Raw genomic sequence first — 19,301 nt, 5'->3', positions numbered from 1 at the left:
CCGGCGGGCACCGTGCGGTCAATCACGCCACACGGTGCCCAGGCGCGCCAGCGCAGCCGCTATCGCAGGCTCGGGCACCGCCGCAAACCCCAGCACCAGGCCGGCGCGCCGGTCCGCCGGCGGTGACGGGTCGGGCAGCCAGTAACCGCTCAGCCCGTTGACCTCGACGCCGGCGCTCCGGGCCTTTTCCACCAGTTCACGTTCGCGCGCCACGCTGTCGACCGGCACCGTCAGGTGCAGGCCGGCCATCACGTCGGGCAACGGACCGACGCCACGGATGCCGGCGGGCCAATGGGCCAGCAAACAGTTGAGCCGGTTCAGGGCGGCGCGGCGCATGCGCCGGATATGCCGCTGAAAGTGGCCCGCAGCCATGAACTCGGCCATGACCGCCTGGGTGCTCACCTCGGAATGGCGCACGTCCACGGCGCGCCGCTGCGCGAAGGCCTGCACCAGCCCCGCAGGCAGCACCAGATAGCCCAGGCGCAGCGCCGGGAACGCGACCTTGCCGAAGGTGCCGACGTACAGCACGCGGCCCTGACGGTCGAGCGCCGCCAACGGTGCCAATGGCGCGCCGCTGTAGCGGTATTCGCCGTCGTAGTCGTCTTCGACGATCCAGCCCCGGGTGCGCTCGGCCCAGGCCAGCAGCTCCAGGCGCCGGGCCAGGCTCATGACCACGCCGCTGGGGTACTGGTGCGAAGGCGTGACGTAGGCCAGCCGGCAATCGCCGAGCCGCTCCAGCTCGCCGCAGTCGATGCCTTCGCTGTCCACCGCCACCCCGTGCAGGTTCGCGCCGGCCAGCGCAAAGGCATGGCCCGCCGCCCGGTAGCCCGGATTCTCGATGGCCACACCGTCGCCCGGCTCCACCAGCAACTGTGCACAAAGGCTGATCCCCTGCTGCGCGCCGCTGGTGATCACAATTTGTTCAGCGGTGCACTGCATGCCCCGCGAGCTGCGCAGGTATGCCGCGATCATCCCGCGCAGCCGCGCATCGCCGGCCGGGTCGCCGTAGCACAGCTGATCCAGGTCGGGCTTGCGCCAGAACCCCGCGTTCAGCTTGGCCCAGACCTCGAACGGGAACAGGTCGAACGCCGGAACGCCGACCCGGAACGCCTTGGGCGGCCCGCTGGGCGGCATCGGCAAATGGTTCTTCGTGACCCGTTCCAAGGCCGCGCTGTGGATAACTTTGCTGGATAAATACCCAGGCAAATCCTCGCATTTTGTGGATAAGGCTGTGGGTAAGCCTGTTGAAAACCCTGTGGATATTTTTGTGGAAAACTTTTCCGCCGACAGTGACGCCTGCGGCAACTGCGCCACGTACGTTCCGTCGCCGACCCGCCCTTCGATGAATCCTTCGGCATACAGCTGATCGTAGGCCCGCACCACGCTGTTGCGGGAGATCCCCAGCGCGGCGGCCAGGTCCCGGCTCGCCGGCAGGCGCATGCCGCTGGCCAGGCGCCCGTCCAGCACCCGCAGGCGCAGCGCCTGGTACAGCTGACGGCTCAGGCCCTGGCGCCGGTCCAGTTCAATGCCCGCCGGGTTGAAGGACAAGGACAACGGCTCGCTGGCCATGGCAATGGCTCCATGAAATTGGTCATGAGTGGCTCTTACAACAGACCAATAGCCTGCCTAGGATGCAGGCAACCGCCAAGGAATTTTTCTTCATGTACACCCCACGCGCCTTTGCCGTCGACGACCTGTCCCAACTGCACGAACTGATCCTCGCCACCCGCCTCGCCATCCTGGTGAGCCACGGGGCGCAGGGGCTGCAGGCCAGCCACGTGCCCGTGCTGCTGCATCGCGAGCAAGGCGAACACGGCACGCTGTACGGACACCTGGCCAAGGCCAATCCCCAATGGAAAGACCTGCGCGACGGCGCCGAAGCGATGGTGATCTTCGCCGGCCCCGACGCCTACGTCAGCCCCGGGTTCTACCCGGGCAAGGCCGAGCACGGCAAAGTCGTGCCGACCTGGAACTACGTCGCCGTGCACGCCTACGGCCACGCCGAGACCTTCAGCGACGGCGGGCGCCTGCTCGACATCGTCAGCACCCTCACCGACCGCCATGAGTCGAACCGCGCCACACCCTGGAAAGTCGACGACGCCCCCGCCGACTACATCGACGGCATGCTCAAGGCCATCGTCGGCTTCGCGATCCCCATCGACCGCCTCGAAGGCAAACGCAAGCTCAGCCAGAACCGCAGCGCCGAAGACATCGCCGGCGTGCGCGAAGGGCTGGCCGCCAGCCCCGACTTCACCGACCGAACCCTCGCCCACCTGATGCGTTAAGGACCATCACCATGAGTCAGATCGACATCCGCCCGGTCAGCGCCGACGACCACGCGGCCTGGCTGCCGCTGTGGCAGGCCTACCTGCGCTTTTACCAGACCGAGTTGCCGGACGCCGTGACGCAGAACACCTGGCAGCGTTTCCTCGACCCGAACGAACCGACCCATGCCGCCCTCGCCTGGGCCAACGGCAAGGCCGTCGGCATGGTGCACTTCATCTATCACCGTTCGAACTGGAGCATCGAGAACTCCTGCTACCTGCAGGACCTGCTGGTGGCGCCCGAAACCCGCGGCACCGGCGTCGGGCGCCTGCTGATCGAACACGTCTACGCCACGGCCAAGGCCGACGGCTGCTGCAAGGTGCACTGGCTGACCCACGAAACCAACGCCACGGCGATCCGCCTCTACGAGCGCATCGCCGAACGTCCGGGCTTCATCCAGTTTCGCAAAGCCATTTGAGGATCAACGTTCATGACCACCCCGCTCGCTGACTGGAAAGGCGTTCCGCCCCCCTCGACCACCCTGATCGAAGGGCGCTTCATCCGTCTGGAAAAACTCGACCCGGCCCGCCATGGCGACGACCTGTTCAAGGCCCTGCAAGGCCCCGGCGCCGATCCGAAACTGTGGGATTACCTGCCTTACGGCCCGTTCCCGGAACGCAGCGCGTTCAACGATTGGCTGAACAACCACGCCGCCGCCAGCGACCCGTACTTCTTCAGCGTGATCGACCGCGCCAGCGGCCAGGTCCAGGGCATCCTCAGCCTGATGTCCATCGTGCCGGCCCAGGGCCGCATCGAAATCGGCCACGTCACCTTCGGCGCGCCGATGCAGCGCTCGCCGAAAAGCACCGAGGCGGTGTACCTGCTGGCCAAGGAATCCTTCGCCCTGGGCTACCGCCGCCTGGAGTGGAAGTGCAACAACGCCAACGCCCGCTCCAAATACGCCGCCGAACGCCTGGGCTTCAGCTTCGAAGGCGTGTTCCGCCAGCACATGGTGGTCAAGGGCCAGAACCGCGACACGGCGTGGTACTCGATCCTGGATTCGGAATGGCCGGCGGTGGCGGCGGGGTTCGAGCGGTGGCTGAGCGACGGGAACCAGACGGCGTCGGGGCAGCTCAAGGGCCTGGCCGAGTGCCGCGCGTAAGGCTCGTCCTGCATCGGGGGTGCTGTGGGGCCAGCGGTCTTCGTTCCGCACCCGCAGCCCCCCCATCTTCAGCCCGAACGGGCGGAACACGGCATTCAGCGACTTGAGCGTCCGATTGCCTTCCCCGTGCCCGGTAGATGGGCCTCTGACATTTCGCCAATCGAAGTTTCAGCACCGACCGTAGGCAAAGGCATCATGTCGCCGGGCGAAACGGCGAACGTCGGCCGACCCTCCTCCTCCCGGCTACGAAACCGGGCTCCATCCCCTGCACGACACGCAGAATCGCCCGGCATCGGCGCACCGGCATCGACTTTTAGAGTTTGGCCTCCTTTCCAGCGAGGCAGAACCCGATGCTCAACCGACCTACGTTTCGCCCACACTGCGTGGCCCTGGCTGTCGCCGTCGCCCTCGGCCATGCCGCTTACGCGACGGCTCAGGAGCCCCCCGCCGCCCTCGTGACGCTCGACGGGCACAAGGCCCGCATCGACAGTTTTCTCAAGGATCCGGATACGAAGGTGATCCCGGTCACCCGGCCGGAATCCGGCGCCGACGGCATCGCGCTGAAACTGGACGCCACCCACGACCTGGTCAGCGTCAGCCGCAAAGGCCGGTTCGACGGCATCGTCGACGGCGGTGAAGGGATCAATGCCCTTCAGCTTGAAACGGCCAACGCCAGCGAGCTGGGAGAAAGCCGCAACTTCGATCATGTGCGCATCAAGCGCGGCGAATGGACATTGAGCGGAACGGGGGACTTCCCCGGCGGAGCCTTCGTGGCGGACAACGCCACGCTGAACAACCGAGGCCATGTGCTCGGGCAGGTCTCGGTGGATCGGCGGGCGACCTTGCGCGGCAACGGCGAAGCCGGCCATCTGCTGGTGGCCGGCAAGCTGGAGGTCAACACGCTTCACGGGGCGCCTCGGGTGCGGGGAGACCTTGAGCTGCAAAAGACCGCCGAACTGGCCTATGGGATCAACGCCGCCGGCAGCGGCGAAACGATCAGTGTCGGCGGCACCGCCCGCCTCGGCGACGCCACCCTGAACATCATCGCGGCGCCGGGCGACTATCCGGAAACCGGTCAACACACGATCATCGAAGCGGGAAAGGTCGAGGGCCGGTTCGGTCAGGTCACCAGTGATCTGGCCTTCCTGAGCCCGACCGTGAACTACGCCGAACAGACCGTCGGCCTGACCTATGCCCGCAACAATGTGCCGCTCGAAAGCGTGGCCGAGAATGAAAACGGGCGCGAACTCGCCGAGAGTCTCGAGGAGCCCGTCGCCGGACAACCTGCCGGGACAGACAGGCCGCCGACGGCCCCCGAGACACCCGGCCGGATCCCAACGGCGCCATCCGGCCCGACCGCTGTCACCGCAAAAGCGGCGGCCCCAGGCAACGCCGCCGTCAACGCCTTGCTGACCACGAACCGGATCACCGCATCCCGTGCCCTCGACCAACTGTCCGCCGGCGGCAACGCCAACCTGGCGGGAGCGACGCTGGGCAGTGTCGCTCCGGTCGGCGCCAGTCTGCTGTCCGCCATGCGTCAGACGGGCGATGGCCCCTCGGTGGAGCGCAACCCGCCGCACCTGGCCAACGGCGGCGAAACCGGCAGCCGCGTCTGGCTGCAGGCGCTTGGCGACGGCGGCACGCTGGACCGCGGCGAAAGCGCCAGCACCTTGCGGCATGCAACCCAGGGTTTGCTGCTGGGGGCGGACTGGGCAGCGGATGAGCATTGGCGTCTGGGAATGCTCGCAGGGCAATCGCGAACCCGTCTGGACGGGCAACAATACGAGGGCCGGCTCGACAGTTGGCACCTGGGGGCCTATGCCCTGCGCCAGAGCGGCCCGATGGCCATTCGGTTAGGCGCCGCCTACGGCAACCATGCCGGCGTCAGCAAGCGCAGCGTCGCCTACAACGGATTCAGCGACCGGCCCAAAGGCAAATACGAGGCGCACACCGGCCAGGCCTTTGCCGAGCTCGGCTACAACCTCGGCCATGGCCGGTTCAGCGCCGAGCCCTTTGCCGGCCTCGGCATCCAACGCTATCGGCGCGACAGTCATACCGAAAAAGGTGGCGATGCCTCGCTGCAGGTCCATGGCCAGACGCAACAGAACGTCAGCAGCACCCTTGGGCTGCGCCTTGCCTACGTCAAGGCACTGGATGACGGCCTCCAACTGACGCCGCGGTTCAGCGCCGGGTGGAAACACACCTACGGCGACGTCCAAAGCCACACCCGCCAGAAACTGGCGGCCGGCGGCAGGGACTTCACCGTGGAAGGCGCAGCGTTGGACCGCAACAATCTGACACTGGACGCAGGGCTGGAACTGGCCGTCTCGCCAAGGCATTCGTTGGGTTTGGGCTACAACGGCGATATCGGTCACCGCAGCCGCCGGCACGGCGTGTCAGGCCAATGGCGCATGGCGTTCTGACGGCCCCGGCCCGATCTGTCCTGCGGGAGCGGCCGAGCGGGCCGTTCCCGTCGCAAATGGCGGACAAAAAAAGGGGGGCACATGCCCCCCCGAGGTATAAAGCGTTGCATCGGCGCTGTGGGTCAGCCCTCGATCTCGATCAGGATCTCACCCGGATTCACCCGGTCGCCCTTGGCGACATGAATGGCGGTGACCTTGCCGGCGATGGCCGCCTGGACTTCGGTCTCCATCTTCATGGCTTCGGTGATCAGCACAGCCTGGCCGGCCTTGACGGTGTCGCCCTCCTTCACCAGCACATCGACGATGTTGCCCGGCATGGTGGTGCTGACATGGCCCGGTGCCGAAGCCTGCTTGCGCTTGCTGCTGCCGCCGCCGACGAATTCGTTGAGCGGCTCGAACACCACCTCTTCCGGCATGCCGTCGATGGACAGGTAGAAGTGGCGCTTGCCTTCGGCCTTCACGCCGACGCCGGTGATGTCCACCCGGTAGGTTTCGCCGTGGACGTCGATGACGAACTCGGTCGGTACGCCTTCACCGCCCGCCGAAGCCACCTTGCCCGCTTCCGGGATCGGCAGCAGCACTTCCGGCGTCAGGGTGCCGGCGGCACGCTCTTCGAGGAACTTGCGGCCGATGTCCGGGAACATGGCGAAGGTCAGCACGTCCTCTTCGGACTGGGCCAGAGCGCCGATGTCGGCCCGCAGCTTGGTCATTTCCGGCTTGAGCAGATCCGCCGGGCGCACGTCGATCACGTCCTCGCTGCCGATGGCCTGGCGGCGCAGCTGCTCGTTCACCGTGCCCGGCGCCTTGCCGTAGCCGCCTTGCAGGTAGAGCTTCACTTCGTTGGTGATGGTCTTGTAGCGCTCGCCGGCCAGCACGTTGAAGAACGCCTGGGTGCCGACGATCTGCGAGGTCGGGGTCACCAGCGGTGGGTAGCCCAGGTCTTCGCGAACCCGCGGGATTTCCGCCAGCACTTCATTCATGCGGTTCAGGGCGCCCTGCTCTTTCAACTGGTTGGCCAGGTTGGAAATCATGCCGCCCGGCACCTGGTTGACCTGCACGCGGGTGTCGACCGCCGTGAACTCGCTTTCGAACTGGTGGTACTTCTTGCGCACGGCGTAGAAGTACAGGCCGATCTCCTGCAGCAGCTCCAGGTTCAGGCCGGTGTCGAACTCGCTGCCCTTGAGGGCGGCGACCATCGATTCGGTGCCCGGGTGGCTGGTGCCCCAGGCGAAGCTGGAGATGGCGGTGTCGATGTGGTCGGCGCCGTTTTCGACGGCCTTGAGCTGGCACATCGCGGCCAGGCCGGCGGTGTCGTGGGAATGGATGAACACCGGCAGCGACTGCTCGGCCTTCAGCGCCTTGACCAGTTCGCCGGTGGCGAACGGGGTCAGCAGGCCGGCCATGTCCTTGATCGCCACCGAGTCGCAGCCCATGGCTTCCATCTGCTTGGCCTGATTCACGAAAGCCTCGATGGTGTGCACCGGGCTGGTGGTGTAGGCGATGGTGCCCTGGGCGTGCTTGCCGGCGGCCTTCACCGCTTCGATGGCCACACGCAGGTTACGCACGTCGTTCATCGCATCGAAGATGCGGAACACGTCGATGCCGTTGACCGCGGCCTTGGCGACGAACGCCTTGACCACGTCGTCGCTGTAATGGCGGTAGCCCAGCAGGTTCTGGCCGCGCAGGAGCATCTGCAGGCGGGTGTTGGGCAGCGCGGCGCGCAGTTGGCGCAGGCGCTCCCACGGGTCTTCCTTGAGAAAGCGCACGCAGGCGTCGAACGTCGCGCCGCCCCAGACTTCCAGCGACCAGTAGCCGACCTTGTCGAGCTTGTCGCAGATCGGCAGCATGTCTTCGGTGCGCATGCGGGTCGCGAGCAGCGATTGGTGGGCGTCACGCAGGATGGTGTCGGTTACGAAGATCTTTTTAGTCATTGGTATCTCCTCATAGCGGCAAGCGGCAAGCCAGAAGCGTCAAGCAAAAGCACATCGGCCTTACTTGCCGCTTGCAGCTGAAAGCCTGCAGCTGTCTCATTCATAATCCCGCGTGTGCGGCGATGGCGGCAGCGATGGCCAGGGCCAGCTCTTCGGGTTTGCGCTTGATCGAGTAGTTGGTCAGTTCCGGATGGCTTTCGACGAAGCTGGTGTTGAACTGGCCGCTACGGAATTCCGGGTTGCGCAGGATTTCCTGATAGTACGCCGCCGTGGTCTTGACCCCTTGCAGGCGCATGTCGTCGAGGGCGCGCAAGCCGCGGTCCATGGCCTCTTCCCAGGTCAGCGCCCAGACCACCAGCTTCAGGCACATCGAGTCGTAGAACGGCGGAATGGTGTAGCCGGTGTAGATCGCCGTGTCGGTGCGCACGCCCGGCCCGCCGGGGGCGTAGTAGCGGGTGATCTTGCCGAAGCTCGGCAGGAAGTTGTTTTTCGGGTCTTCGGCGTTGATCCGGAACTGCAGCGCGAAGCCGCGGTGCTGGATGTCTTCCTGTTTCACCGACAGCGGCAGGCCGGAGGCGATGCGGATCTGTTCGCGGACGATGTCGATCCCGGTGATTTCCTCGGTGATGGTGTGCTCCACCTGCACCCGGGTGTTCATCTCCATGAAGTACACCTCGCCGTCAGCGAGCAGGAACTCCACGGTGCCGGCGTTCTCGTAGCCCACGGCCTTGGCGGCGCGCACCGACAGGTCGCCGATGTAGGCGCGCTGCTCCGGGGTCAGTTGGGGGCTTGGGGCGATCTCGATCAGCTTCTGGTTGCGGCGCTGGATCGAGCAGTCACGCTCGAACAGGTGCACCACGTTGCCGAAACTGTCGCCGAGGATCTGCGCTTCGATGTGCTTCGGGTTGACGATGCATTTTTCCAGGAACACTTCCGCCGAGCCGAACGCTTTGGTGGCCTCGGAGATCACGCGGGGGAAGTTCTGTTCAAGCTCTTCGCGGCTGTTGCAGCGGCGGATGCCCCGGCCGCCACCGCCGGAGGTGGCCTTGAGCATCACCGGGTAACCGATGCGGTCGCCTTCGCTGAGGGCCTCTTCGAGCCCCGAAACGTTGCCTTCGGTACCCGGCGTGACCGGTACGCCGGCCTTGATCATGCTGCGGCGCGCTTCGGTCTTGTCGCCCATGCGACGGATCACTTCCGCCGACGGGCCGATGAATTTGATCCCGCGTTCGGCGCAGATCTCCGCCAGTTCGGCGTTTTCCGACAGGAAACCGTAACCGGGGTGCAGCGCATCGCAGCCGGTCTCCACCGCCAGGTTCACCAGCTTGCGCGGGTTGAGGTAACCGGCCAGCGGCTCGGCACCGATGCTGTGGGCCTCGTCCGCACGCTTCACATGCAGGGCATGCCGGTCGGCGTCGGAGAAAATCGCCACCGAGCGGATGCCCATCTCGGCGCAGGCACGCACGATTCGTACGGCGATCTCACCACGGTTGGCGATCAGGATCTTTGTTATCACTTGGAGGTTCCCTTGAGCCGGTGGTAACCACGACCTGCTAGACCCAGGTCGACGCGTGACCAAATGTTTCAATCTGGTCGCCGCTTCACACTAGCGCCGGCAAGGGATTAACAAAAATGAATAAAAATTGGGACAGGCATAAGTAAAGACTTATAGTCATTGCACCCAGCCGTCGCCAGAGCCTGTAGAAAATGCGTAAGTCTTTGATGCGTATGACATTGCGTCAATTGCAGATCTTCAACGAAGTGTGTGACTTGCGCTCCTACAGCCGCGCCGCCGACGAAATGTCCCTCACGCAACCGGCCGTTAGCCTACAGATCCGTCAGCTCGAAGAGCTGATCGGCCAGCCGCTGTTCGACTATGTCGGCAAAAAGCTCTACATGACCGAGGCCGCCGAAGCGCTGCAACGGGCCAGCCGGGACATCTTCGGCCGCCTGGAAAACCTCGACATGCAGCTCTCGGACATGCAGGGATCGCTGCAGGGCCAACTGAAACTGGCGGTGGAGTCGAGCGCCAAGTACTTCGTGCCGCACCTGTTCGCCGCCTTCAAGCGCCAGCACCCGGAAGTGAACCTGCAACTGACGGTGGTCAACCGCGGACAAGTCATCCGCCGCCTTTCCGACAACCGCGACGATCTGGTGATCATGTCCATGGTGCCCCAGGACATGGGCCTGGAATTCCTGCCGTTCCTCAACAACCCGATCGTGGCGGTGGCGCCGCCGGATCATCCGCTGTCGCACATGGGGCCGCTGCGCCTGCAGGACCTTGAGCCTTACACCCTGCTGATCCGCGAGCCCGGCTCAGGCACGCGGATGGCCTGCGAGGAGTACTTCAAGGAGAAGCGCGTGCACTTCACCCAGACCCAGGAAGTGGCCTCGGCCGAAGCCCAGCGCGAGTGCGTATTGGCCGGCCTGGGCCTGGCGTTGCTGACGCGCCACGCCCTGAACCTGGAGCTGGCGACCGGCGGCCTGGTGGAGCTGCCGGTCGAAGAATTGCCGCTGCTGCGCAGCTGGTGCCTGGTGCAGGCCAAGGCCAAGCGCCTGTCACCGGTGGCTCACGCCTTCCTGGCGTTCATCCGCAGCGAACGTGCGCAGATCAGCGCGCTGGTTGAGCGCTTCGCCGGGAAGCCGACGGTGCCGCCTGCCAGTAGTTGAACTCGAAATCCGAGGGAACGTCGCTGATTTCGGCTTGAAGCTGGCGCAATTCGAAGCGGTCTTCGATGGCGCGGCGAAACTCCATGCGGCGCTGGTCTTCCTGTTGACGGCGGGTTTTCGCAGCGCTGTTGCGTTCTTCGTAGGGCTGAGCCATTTCGAGTCTCCCAAGGCGAGTACGGGAGTTTCACGATAGGCCCGGGGGATGACGGTTTGGCGGCGCGGGGGTTACAGGCTGATGAATCTGCCTTGCTCCCGCTGGCCCGCACAGGGCGACGGGAGCAAGCTCCCTCGCCACAAGCGGGCGCCCTGACCGCAGGATCCTGCGGCGTCAGTCGTCCAGCGGCTTCACGGCCTTGGGCGACAGTCGCAGGCTGCGCAGGCTGCGCTTGACGCTCTTGAGGTGGTTGACCAGGCTCGGGCCGCGCGCCATGGCCACGCCCATCGCCAGCACGTCGATCACCACCAGGTGGGCGATGCGCGAGGTCAGCGGCGTGTAGATCTCGGTGTCTTCATGCACATCGATCGCCAGGTTGACGGTGGACAGCTCGGCCAACGGCGTCTGGCTCGGGCACAGGGTGATCAGCGACGCGCCGCTTTCACGGACGAGGTTGGCGGTGATCAGCAGGTCCTTGGAACGGCCGGACTGGGAAATGCAGATCGCCACGTCGGTCGGCTTCAGCGTCACGGCGGACATCGCCTGCATGTGCGGGTCGGAATACGCCGCCGCCGTCAGCAGCAGCCGGAAGAACTTGTGCTGCGCATCCGCCGCCACCGCGCCGGACGCGCCGAAGCCGTAGAACTCGACGCGCTGGGCCTGGGACATCAGGGTCACCGCCCGCTGCAGTTCCTGCGGATCGAGCTTCTCGCGCACCTCCATCAGCGTGTGCAGGGTGGTGTCGAAGATCTTCAGGCTGTAGTCGGCGACCGAATCGTCTTCATGGATCGCGAACTGGCCGAAGCTGGCGCCCGCGGCCAGGCTCTGCGCCAGTTTGAGCTTGAGGTCTTGGAAACCGGAACAGCCGATGGCCCGGCAGAAGCGCACGATGGTCGGCTCGCTGATACCGACACTGTGGGCCAGGTCGGCCATGGAACTGTGCATCACCGCCGCAGGGTCAAGCAGCACGTGGTCGGCGACCTTGAGCTCCGACTTGCGTAACAGGTGACGTGACTGGGCGATATGTTGCAGCAGATTCAAGGGCTGGACTCTTGTTGTGGTCAGGTGCTTGCCATGGGCAGTCGCAAGGCATGTAGCAAGCTTGTAGTTATACTACATGAATTGGCTTTTTGCCTGCTCAATGCATCACTCGATCTCCCCGTATCAGGCGGCATCCGCCGCATGTAGCCCTTCAGCGCAGGTTTTCCTGCCCGCGCAGCAGATCCGCCAGGGCATCGGCCTCCACCGGGCGGCTGATCAGATAACCCTGCACTTCGTCGCAGCCCTCGGCCTTCAGGAACGCCAACTGCTCGGGCCGCTCGACGCCTTCGGCCACCACCTTCAGCGCCAGTCCGTGGGCCATGGCGATGATCGCGCGGGTGATCGCCGCGTCCTCGCTGCCCTCTCCCAGGCCACGGATGAACGCCTGGTCGATCTTCACGTAATCCACCGGGATCCGCTTGAGGTAGCTGAGGGAGGAATAGCCGGTGCCGAAGTCATCGATGGCCAGCTTCACCCCCAGGTCGCGCAACTGCTGGAACGTGGCGATGATGTGCTCGACGCTGTCGAGCAACTGGCTTTCGGTCAGTTCCAGCTCCAGGTAGTGCGGGGCCAGGCCGGTTTCCTCCAGCACCTGGCGCACCAGGCTGGCCAGCTTGCCCTGGCGCAACTGATGCACCGACAGGTTCACCGACACCCGGATCGGCTCCAGCCCCTGGCGCTGCCACTCGCAGGCCTGCTGGCAGGCCTGGCGCAGGACGAACTCGCCGATGGGGCCGATCAGCCCGGTCTCTTCGGCGAGCCCGATGAAGTCACCCGGCGGCACCCGGCCCAGGGTCGGATGATCCCAGCGCACCAATGCTTCGGCGGCGTTCAGGCGGCCGGTGGCCAGGCACAGCTTCGGCTGATAGAACACGTGCAGCTGTTTGTCTTCGATCGCCTTGCGCAACTGGTTTTCCAGTTGCAGGCGCTCAAGGGTGCTGGCTTGCAGGCTGTCGGTGTAGAACTGGAAGTTGTTGCCGCCCAGGTGCTTGGCGTGCTGCATGGCCATGTTCGACTGGCTGACCAGCGCGGCGATCTCCCGGGCGCTGTCCGGCAGCAGGCTGATGCCCATGGAGGCGCTGACCACCAGCTCATGCCCTTCCACGGTCAGCGGCAAGCGCAGCTTGGCCAGCAACCGCGTGGCGACCCGCGCCAGGCTCGACAGGTTGCCGTAGGCATCGAACAGCACCGCGAACTCGTCGCCGGACAAACGCGCAATGGTGTCCGCCTCCGGCAGCGCGCTGACCAGCCGCCGGGCCATCCGTTGCAGCAACTGGTCGGCGACCTCGTGACCCAGGCTGTCATTGAGCAGCTTGAACCGGTCCAGGTTGATGTGCAGCAGCGCCAGGCTGCGCCGCCCGCCCTGACGCACACGCTGATGGGCCTCGTGCAGGCGCTCGCGGAACAGCGAGCGGTTGGCCAGACCGGTGAGTTCGTCGTAATGGGTCAGGAAGCGCATGCGCTCTTCAGATTCGCGCCGGGCCGACAGGTCGGCGAAGAAGCCGACGATATGACTGACGTTTCCCCGACCATCGCGCACGGCGTTCAGTTGCAGCCACTGCGGGTACAGTTCGCCGTTCTTGCGGGTTTCCACCAGTTCGCCCTGCCAGGTGCCGTGCTGCTCCAGCGCATGGCGGATCGCGACGTAGTGCCGGCGGGCATCGCGGCTGCACGGCAGCTCGACGACGTTGCGCCCGAGCATGTCTTCGATGTCGTAACCGGTGACCCGGCTGAACGCCTGGTTGATGGCGATCAGCGAGTAGTTCGGGTCGAGGATCACGATGCCCTCGCTGGCCGCCTCGAACACCGTTGCCGCCAGTTGCCGCTGCGCTTCCTGGCTTTTGCTGACGCTGATGTCGCGCCGGGTGCCGACCATCCGGGTGACCTGCCCGCTGTCGCTGCGCTCCACGGCGCGGCCGCGGTCTTCGATCCAGACCCAGTGGCCGTCGCCGTGGCGCACGCGGTATTCGATCTGATAGTCCTCGGTGCGGCCCTTGAGGTGCTCGATCAGCGCCCGCTTGAGCGGCGGCACGTCTTCGGGGTGCAGGCGCGGGCGCAGATGCCTGAGCAGCCCGGTGACGTACTCAGGATCGATGCCGAACAGTTCCTGGATCTGCGTGTGATGGACTTCGTCGGTCTGCAGGTTCCAGTCCCACAGGCCCAGCTCGCTGGCCTTGAGCGCCAGCGCCAGGCGCGCCTCGCTTTTGCTCAGGGCCTGGTTGGCGGCGTCCAGTTCACGGCTGCGCTGGGCGACCCGGTCTTCCAGCTCGACCTGGGCCTCGCGCAAACGGCCCTCGGCGCAGCGGCGCTGCTCGATTTCCTTGGCCAGCTCCTGGTTGAGCTGCTCGCTGCGCGCCTGCGCCTGCTGCAGGTGTTCGATCAGGTGCTGGTTCTGGAAACGCCGCAGCAGGCCGCGGTCGATCAGCCGGTTGACCTGCCAGGCCACCACGCTCAGCGAACCGAGCAGGATCAGCCCCAGCCAGCCCCAGCCGCGGGCCTGCTCATCGCCGCCCCAGAACAGGTAGCCGATGGCCGGCAGCAGGCACGGCAAGGTAAAGGACAGGAATGCCGGAATGCTCACGGCGTAGGCGACGCTGGCCGACAGGGTCGCGGCACCGATCAGGCCGAACACCCAGGCCTGCTGCATGAAGTTGTCCGCCGGCACCAGGGCGATGCCGGCGCCGGCCAGGGTCAAGCCGGTCATGGTCGAGCCCAGCAGGAACATCCGGCGCCAGACGGGCTGGGCCTGCCGGTCGGGGATCGCCGAATCGAAGGCGGCGACCTGAATCACCCGCAAGGCGACCAGAGACAGCAGCCACACCAGCCAGACGCTGACCACGAAATAGCGCTGCGGGCTCCAGAGCAGGCCGGCGCAGACCAGACCGTTGATCAGCATGAACAAGGTGGGCAACAGTGAGCCCTGATACAGCAGGCGCGTGCGCTCGACCGCCATCTGCATGGCGTAGTGCTTGCGGATAACCCGGGGCTCCACGAGGGGGCCCGACAGGTCGGGGCTGAGGGTCATAGGCAATGTTCTTGTTCTTATAAGGTGAGCATGGGCCCGAAACGTGGACGGAGCATACACAAGCCGATTCACTTGCCAAACTGCTCCAGATCATAATTTCACCGAAACTTTCCGACGCCGATGACCTCGCAAAAGCCCCGGAACCACGCGGGTCAACGGGTGCAGCCGATGACCGACCGGTCGTCATCGGCAGTGCTTTCATCGGTTCATGCAACGCTCGGTTTGCCCGGGCCTGCGGCGCACCCTAGAATGCCCCGATGCGCGATGATCTCTCCCTTCTGCTGAACTCCCTCAACGATGCCCAACGCCAGGCCGTAGCGGCCCCCGTTGGCCGTCAATTGGTCCTGGCCGGTGCCGGCTCCGGCAAGACCCGAGTGCTGGTGCACCGTATCGCCTGGTTGATCCAGGTCGAAAACGCCTCGCCCCACTCCATCCTGTCGGTGACCTTCACCAACAAGGCCGCCGCCGAGATGCGCCACCGCATCGAGCAACTGCTGGGCATCAACCCGGCCGGCATGTGGGTGGGCACCTTCCACGGCCTGGCGCACCGCCTGCTGCGGGCGCACTGGCAGGAGGCCGGGCTGAGCCAGACCTTCCAGATCCTCGACAGCGACGACCAGCAGCGGCTGGTCAAGCGGGTGATCCGCGAGCTGGGGCTGGACGAGCAGCGCTGGCCGGCCCGCCAGGCCCAATGGTTCATCAACGGGCAGAAGGACGAAGGCCTGCGCCCGCAGCACATCCAGGCCGGCGGCGACCTGTTCCTGGCCACCATGCGCGGCATCTATGAAGCCTACGAGGCCGCGTGCCAGCGCGCCGGGGTCATCGACTTCTCGGAACTGCTGCTGCGCGCCCTGGACCTGTGGCGCGACCATCCGGGCCTGCTGGCCCATTACCAGAAGCGCTTCCGGCACATCCTGGTGGACGAGTTCCAGGACACCAACGCCGTGCAGTACGCCTGGCTGCGGCTGCTGGCCAAGGGCGGCGACAGCCTGATGGTGGTGGGTGACGACGACCAGTCCATCTACGGCTGGCGCGGGGCGAAGATCGAGAACATCCACCAGTATTCCGCCGACTTCCCGGACGCCGAAACCATCCGCCTGGAGCAGAACTACCGCTCCACCGCCGGCATCCTCAAGGCCGCCAACGCCCTGATCGCCAACAACACCGGGCGCCTGGGCAAAGAGCTGTGGACCGACGGTGGCGACGGCGAAGCGATCAGCCTGTACGCCGCGTTCAACGAACACGACGAAGCGCGCTACGTGGTCGAAACCATCGAAAGCGCCCTGAAGACCGGCCTGTCCCGCAGCGACATCGCGATTCTCTACCGCTCCAACGCCCAGTCCCGCGTCCTGGAAGAAGCCCTGCTGCGCGAACGCATCCCGTACCGCATCTATGGCGGCCAGCGCTTCTTCGAACGGGCCGAGATCAAGAACGCCATGGCTTACCTGCGCCTGCTGGAAGGCCGCGGCAACGACGCGGCGCTGGAACGGGTGATCAACGTCCCGGCCCGGGGCATCGGCGAGAAGACCGTCGAGGCGATCCGCGAGCACGCGCGCCACAGCGATGTGTCGATGTGGGAAGCGATGCGCCAGCTGGTCGCCAACAAAGGCCTGACCGGGCGTGCGGCAAGCGCCCTGGGCGCGTTCATCGAACTGATCGAGAACCTGGCCGCCAAGTGCATCGACATGCCGCTGCACCTGATGACCCAGACCGTCATCGAGCAGTCCGGCCTGATCGCCTACCACGAGGCGGAAAAAGGCGAGAAAGGCCAGGCCCGGGTGGAAAACCTCGAGGAACTGGTCAGCGCCGCGCGCAACTTCGAGAACACCGACGAGGACGAGGACCTGACGCCGCTGGCGGCGTTCCTCGGCCACGCCTCGCTGGAGGCCGGCGACACCCAGGCCGACGAGCACGAAGACAGCATTCAACTGATGACCCTGCACAGCGCCAAGGGCCTGGAATTCCCTTACGTGTTCCTGGTGGGCATGGAAGAAGGCCTGTTCCCGCACAAGATGAGCCTGGAGGAACCCGGTCGCCTCGAAGAAGAGCGGCGCCTGGCCTACGTCGGCATCACCCGGGCCATGCAGAACCTGGTGATGACCTACGCCGAGACCCGCCGCCTGTACGGCAGCGAAACCTACAACAAGGTGTCGCGTTTCGTGCGCGAAGTGCCCAAAGGCCTGATTCAGGAAGTGCGCCTGTCGAACAGCGTCAGCCGTCCGTTCGGCGGCAACCAGTCGATGAGCGGCAGCAGCCTGTTCAGCGGCAGCGCGATCCCGGAGACCGGCCTGAGCCTCGGCCAGGCCGTGCGCCATTCGATCTTCGGCGACGGCGTGATCCTCAACTTCGAAGGCGCCGGCGCCCAGGCGCGGGTGCAGGTCAACTTCAGCGAAGGCAGCAAGTGGCTGATGCTGGGCTACGCGAAGCTGGAAGCGATCTGAAACTGAATCCGCCTTTCTGCGGGAGCGGGTCTGCTCGCGATGACTTCAATGCGGTTCGTCGGTCGAACCGCGGCGTTTCAATCGCGGGCAGGCTCGCTCCCTCAGTGGCGCGTGTGAACCTTGATCCGACAGGGAGCGACTCATGGGCTCAGGCTTCTTCTCCTCGTGGACCTTCTGGGCCCTGCTCTCGGCCTTGTTCGCCGCGCTGACCGCGATTTTCGCCAAGGTCGGCATCGAGAACGTCAATTCCGACTTCGCCACCCTGCTGCGCACCTTCGTGGTGCTGGTCAGCCTGGCCTTGATTTTGTACGCGACGGGCCAATATCAGTCGTTGGGATCGATCTCCGCCAGGAGCTACCTGTTCCTGCTGCTGTCCGGGTTGGGCACCGGCGCGTCGTGGCTGTGCTACTTCCGCGCCCTGAAGGTCGGCCCGGCCTCGCTGGTCGCCCCGGTGGACAAGCTCAGCGTGGTGCTGGTGGCGGTGCTCGGCGCGGTCCTGCTGGGCGAGAAGCTCGACCTGCGCCAATGGGGCGGGATCGGCCTGATCACCGCGGGCGTCGTCTTGTTGGCCTTGCGCCGCTGAATAGAAACCCGCTGAACCTTCCTATTTTTCCTACAGACAAATGTACATGGCCCTATTGCCTCGACCGAGCTGAACCTAACCTGTCAGGCAAAAGCCCGAAACACTCTGCCGCTAGCCAGTGACACTTCAGCTGTGCAACATGGCGCGCGTGCTCTCCACAAACGGGAATACCCTTTATGAAACGTTTCCTCAGCATCGCCATGGCGTTGTGCATCGGCCTGACGATGAGCCTCGATGTCAACGCAGCCAAGCGCTTCGGTGGTGGCAAAAGCTCCGGCGCCGCGCCGACGCACCAGACCAGCCAGATGGCTCCTTCTTCCCCGGGCATGGGCGGCGCTGCGGCGACCGCCGGTGCTGCCGGTGCCGCAGGCGCGGCCGCCAAGGCCGGCGGTGCCTCGCGCTGGCTGGGCCCGCTGGCCGGCATCGCCGCCGGCGGCCTGCTCGCCTCCATGTTCATGGGCGACGGCTTCCAGGGCATGCAGTTCTTCGACATCCTGATCATGGCCCTCATCGCGTTCGTGATCTTCCGCTTCATCGCCGCCCGTCGCCGCAAGCAGCAGGACCAGTTCGCGCCGGCCGGCCATGCGCCGATGCAGCGTGAAGCGTTCGAGCAGAAGCCGGCCGCCATGGGCTCGATCTTCGGCGGTTCGGCAGCCCCTGCCGCCCGTCCGGTGATCAACGCACCGGCCTGGTTCAACGAACAGCGCTTCCTCGAAGCCGCCCGCAGCCACTTCCAGGCCCTGCAGCAGCACTGGGACGCCAACGAAATGGACAAGATCGCCGAGTTCGTGACCCCGCAGATGCTCGACTTCCTCAAGCGCGAGCGCGCGGACCTGGGCGACGGCTTCCAGTCCACCTACATCGACAACCTCCAGGTACAACTGGACGGCGTGGATGACCGCGCAGACAAGACCATCGCCACCCTGACCTTCAGCGGCGTGTCGAAGACCTCGCGTTTCGACCAGGGCGAAGTGTTCAGCGAAAGCTGGAACATGGAACGTCCGCAAGGCGAAAACCAGCCTTGGCTGGTGGCCGGTATCCGCCAGAACGGCTGATCCCAGGCGCGTCAGCCATGCAGTACCGAAAACCCCGGCCCAGGCCGGGGTTTTCTATTTCGCGGTTGCATCCATAGCGAGCTACTGTATAAACCGCCCCATGCAAACCGCGCCATACAAGCAAGAGGATCCCGGACGTGGAAGAAATCATCGAACAACTGCGCGAAGCCAACGAGCCCGTGCCGGTTCCCCTGGAACTGCCTGACGAAGACCAGCTGGTGGAGATCGAGGAGGAGCTCTTCATCAACATCCCGTTCGTCTTCAAAGAGTTCCTGCTGACCGTCAGCGACGTGGTGTACGGCAGCCTGGAGCCGGTGACCGTCACCGATCCGCAGTCCCACACCTACCTGCCGGAGGTGGCCGCGAACGCCTGGGACGCCGGCGTGCCGCGCGACCTGATCCCCATCTGTCAGGACGGCGATGATTACTACTGCGTCGAAGAGGACGGCACCGTGGTGCTGTGGTCGGGCGAAGAGGAACTGATCACCGAAGAGTCGTGGGAATCGGTCTGGCACTGGGCGCGGGACGTCTGGCTGGAAAGCTGATCCGCC

15 protein-coding genes and 1 pseudogene are annotated in these 19,301 nt (G+C 65.4%); 9 read left to right on the top strand and 7 right to left on the bottom strand.

Annotated features, from left to right (window positions below; all coding sequences use genetic code 11):
* Nucleotides 1-18 precede the first annotated feature (18 nt).
* Nucleotides 19-1,569: a MocR-like pyridoxine biosynthesis transcription factor PdxR gene (gene pdxR / locus KVG96_RS24875; protein ID WP_217894417.1), complete on the bottom strand. Its 1,551-nt coding sequence runs from the start codon at nucleotides 1,567-1,569 to the stop codon at nucleotides 19-21.
* Nucleotides 1,570-1,661: 92 nt separating this feature from the next.
* Between pdxR and KVG96_RS24870 the strand changes: the two genes are divergently transcribed.
* Genes KVG96_RS24870 through KVG96_RS24860 form a run of 3 tightly spaced genes read left to right on the top strand, consistent with a single transcriptional unit; the run spans nucleotide 1,662 to nucleotide 3,427 of the window.
* The gene (locus KVG96_RS24870; protein ID WP_217894416.1) at nucleotides 1,662-2,285 is read left to right on the top strand and encodes an FMN-binding negative transcriptional regulator; all 624 of its coding nucleotides are present in this window, start codon (nucleotides 1,662-1,664) and stop codon (nucleotides 2,283-2,285) included.
* Between the two features lie 11 nt (nucleotides 2,286-2,296).
* Complete coding sequence (locus tag KVG96_RS24865; RefSeq protein ID WP_217894415.1) at nucleotides 2,297-2,743, top strand: GNAT family N-acetyltransferase; 447 nt, start codon at nucleotides 2,297-2,299, stop codon at nucleotides 2,741-2,743.
* Between the two features lie 12 nt (nucleotides 2,744-2,755).
* Nucleotides 2,756-3,427 (top strand): GNAT family N-acetyltransferase, encoded by a 672-nt coding sequence (locus KVG96_RS24860; RefSeq protein WP_217894414.1) that lies wholly within the window; start codon nucleotides 2,756-2,758, stop codon nucleotides 3,425-3,427.
* 39 nt (nucleotides 3,428-3,466) lie between these two features.
* Here KVG96_RS24860 and KVG96_RS27585 read toward each other — a convergent pair.
* Nucleotides 3,467-3,556 (bottom strand): annotated as a pseudogene (locus KVG96_RS27585) (transcriptional regulator); the annotation flags it as partial.
* A 221-nt stretch (nucleotides 3,557-3,777) separates the two neighbouring features.
* Here KVG96_RS27585 and KVG96_RS24855 point away from each other — a divergent pair.
* Nucleotides 3,778-5,850: an autotransporter outer membrane beta-barrel domain-containing protein gene (locus KVG96_RS24855; RefSeq protein ID WP_217894413.1), complete on the top strand. Its 2,073-nt coding sequence runs from the start codon at nucleotides 3,778-3,780 to the stop codon at nucleotides 5,848-5,850.
* Between the two features lie 122 nt (nucleotides 5,851-5,972).
* On the opposite strand, the gene oadA is transcribed toward KVG96_RS24855, so the two are convergent.
* Entirely contained in the window at nucleotides 5,973-7,781 is a 1,809-nt protein-coding gene (oadA, locus tag KVG96_RS24850) for a sodium-extruding oxaloacetate decarboxylase subunit alpha (RefSeq protein ID WP_217894412.1), read from the bottom strand.
* Nucleotides 7,782-7,881: 100 nt separating this feature from the next.
* Nucleotides 7,882-9,297, bottom strand: a complete 1,416-nt coding sequence (locus KVG96_RS24845) for an acetyl-CoA carboxylase biotin carboxylase subunit (RefSeq protein WP_085579143.1) — start codon at nucleotides 9,295-9,297, stop codon at nucleotides 7,882-7,884.
* A gap of 191 nt (nucleotides 9,298-9,488) precedes the next feature.
* Here KVG96_RS24845 and KVG96_RS24840 point away from each other — a divergent pair, with 191 nt between their 5' ends.
* Entirely contained in the window at nucleotides 9,489-10,451 is a 963-nt protein-coding gene (locus KVG96_RS24840; protein ID WP_217894411.1) for a LysR family transcriptional regulator, read from the top strand.
* On the opposite strand, the gene KVG96_RS24835 is transcribed toward KVG96_RS24840, so the two are convergent.
* From KVG96_RS24835 to KVG96_RS24825, 3 genes are all read right to left on the bottom strand, one after another.
* Nucleotides 10,393-10,605 (bottom strand): PA3496 family putative envelope integrity protein, encoded by a 213-nt coding sequence (locus KVG96_RS24835; protein ID WP_085579147.1) that lies wholly within the window; start codon nucleotides 10,603-10,605, stop codon nucleotides 10,393-10,395. The two genes, KVG96_RS24840 and KVG96_RS24835, sit on opposite strands and share 59 nt — an antisense overlap.
* Before the next feature lie 174 nt (nucleotides 10,606-10,779).
* Complete coding sequence (gene hexR / locus KVG96_RS24830; protein WP_085579149.1) at nucleotides 10,780-11,646, bottom strand: transcriptional regulator HexR; 867 nt, start codon at nucleotides 11,644-11,646, stop codon at nucleotides 10,780-10,782.
* A gap of 151 nt (nucleotides 11,647-11,797) precedes the next feature.
* Nucleotides 11,798-14,671, bottom strand: coding sequence for a GGDEF domain-containing phosphodiesterase (locus KVG96_RS24825; RefSeq protein WP_217894410.1), 2,874 nt, complete (start codon nucleotides 14,669-14,671; stop codon nucleotides 11,798-11,800).
* Nucleotides 14,672-14,928: 257 nt separating this feature from the next.
* Between KVG96_RS24825 and uvrD the strand changes: the two genes are divergently transcribed.
* From uvrD to KVG96_RS24805, 4 genes are all read left to right on the top strand, one after another.
* Complete coding sequence (gene uvrD, locus KVG96_RS24820; RefSeq protein ID WP_217894409.1) at nucleotides 14,929-17,112, top strand: DNA helicase II; 2,184 nt, start codon at nucleotides 14,929-14,931, stop codon at nucleotides 17,110-17,112.
* Nucleotides 17,113-17,254: 142 nt separating this feature from the next.
* On the top strand, nucleotides 17,255-17,695 hold the full coding sequence (locus KVG96_RS24815; protein WP_217894408.1) for an EamA family transporter: 441 nt from the start codon (nucleotides 17,255-17,257) through the stop codon (nucleotides 17,693-17,695).
* 176 nt (nucleotides 17,696-17,871) lie between these two features.
* A complete protein-coding gene (locus KVG96_RS24810; protein WP_217894407.1) occupies nucleotides 17,872-18,750 on the top strand; it encodes a Tim44 domain-containing protein in 879 nt (292 codons plus the stop codon).
* 137 nt (nucleotides 18,751-18,887) lie between these two features.
* Nucleotides 18,888-19,295 (top strand): SMI1/KNR4 family protein, encoded by a 408-nt coding sequence (locus KVG96_RS24805; RefSeq protein WP_217894406.1) that lies wholly within the window; start codon nucleotides 18,888-18,890, stop codon nucleotides 19,293-19,295.
* Nucleotides 19,296-19,301: the final 6 nt, after the last annotated feature.

It is taken from the genome of Pseudomonas ekonensis, from assembly GCF_019145435.1.
Taxonomy (GTDB): Bacteria; Pseudomonadota; Gammaproteobacteria; order Pseudomonadales; family Pseudomonadaceae; genus Aquipseudomonas; species Aquipseudomonas ekonensis.
Note: the sequence above shows the minus strand (reverse complement) of the source record. Positions and strands in the feature narration are given on the sequence as shown.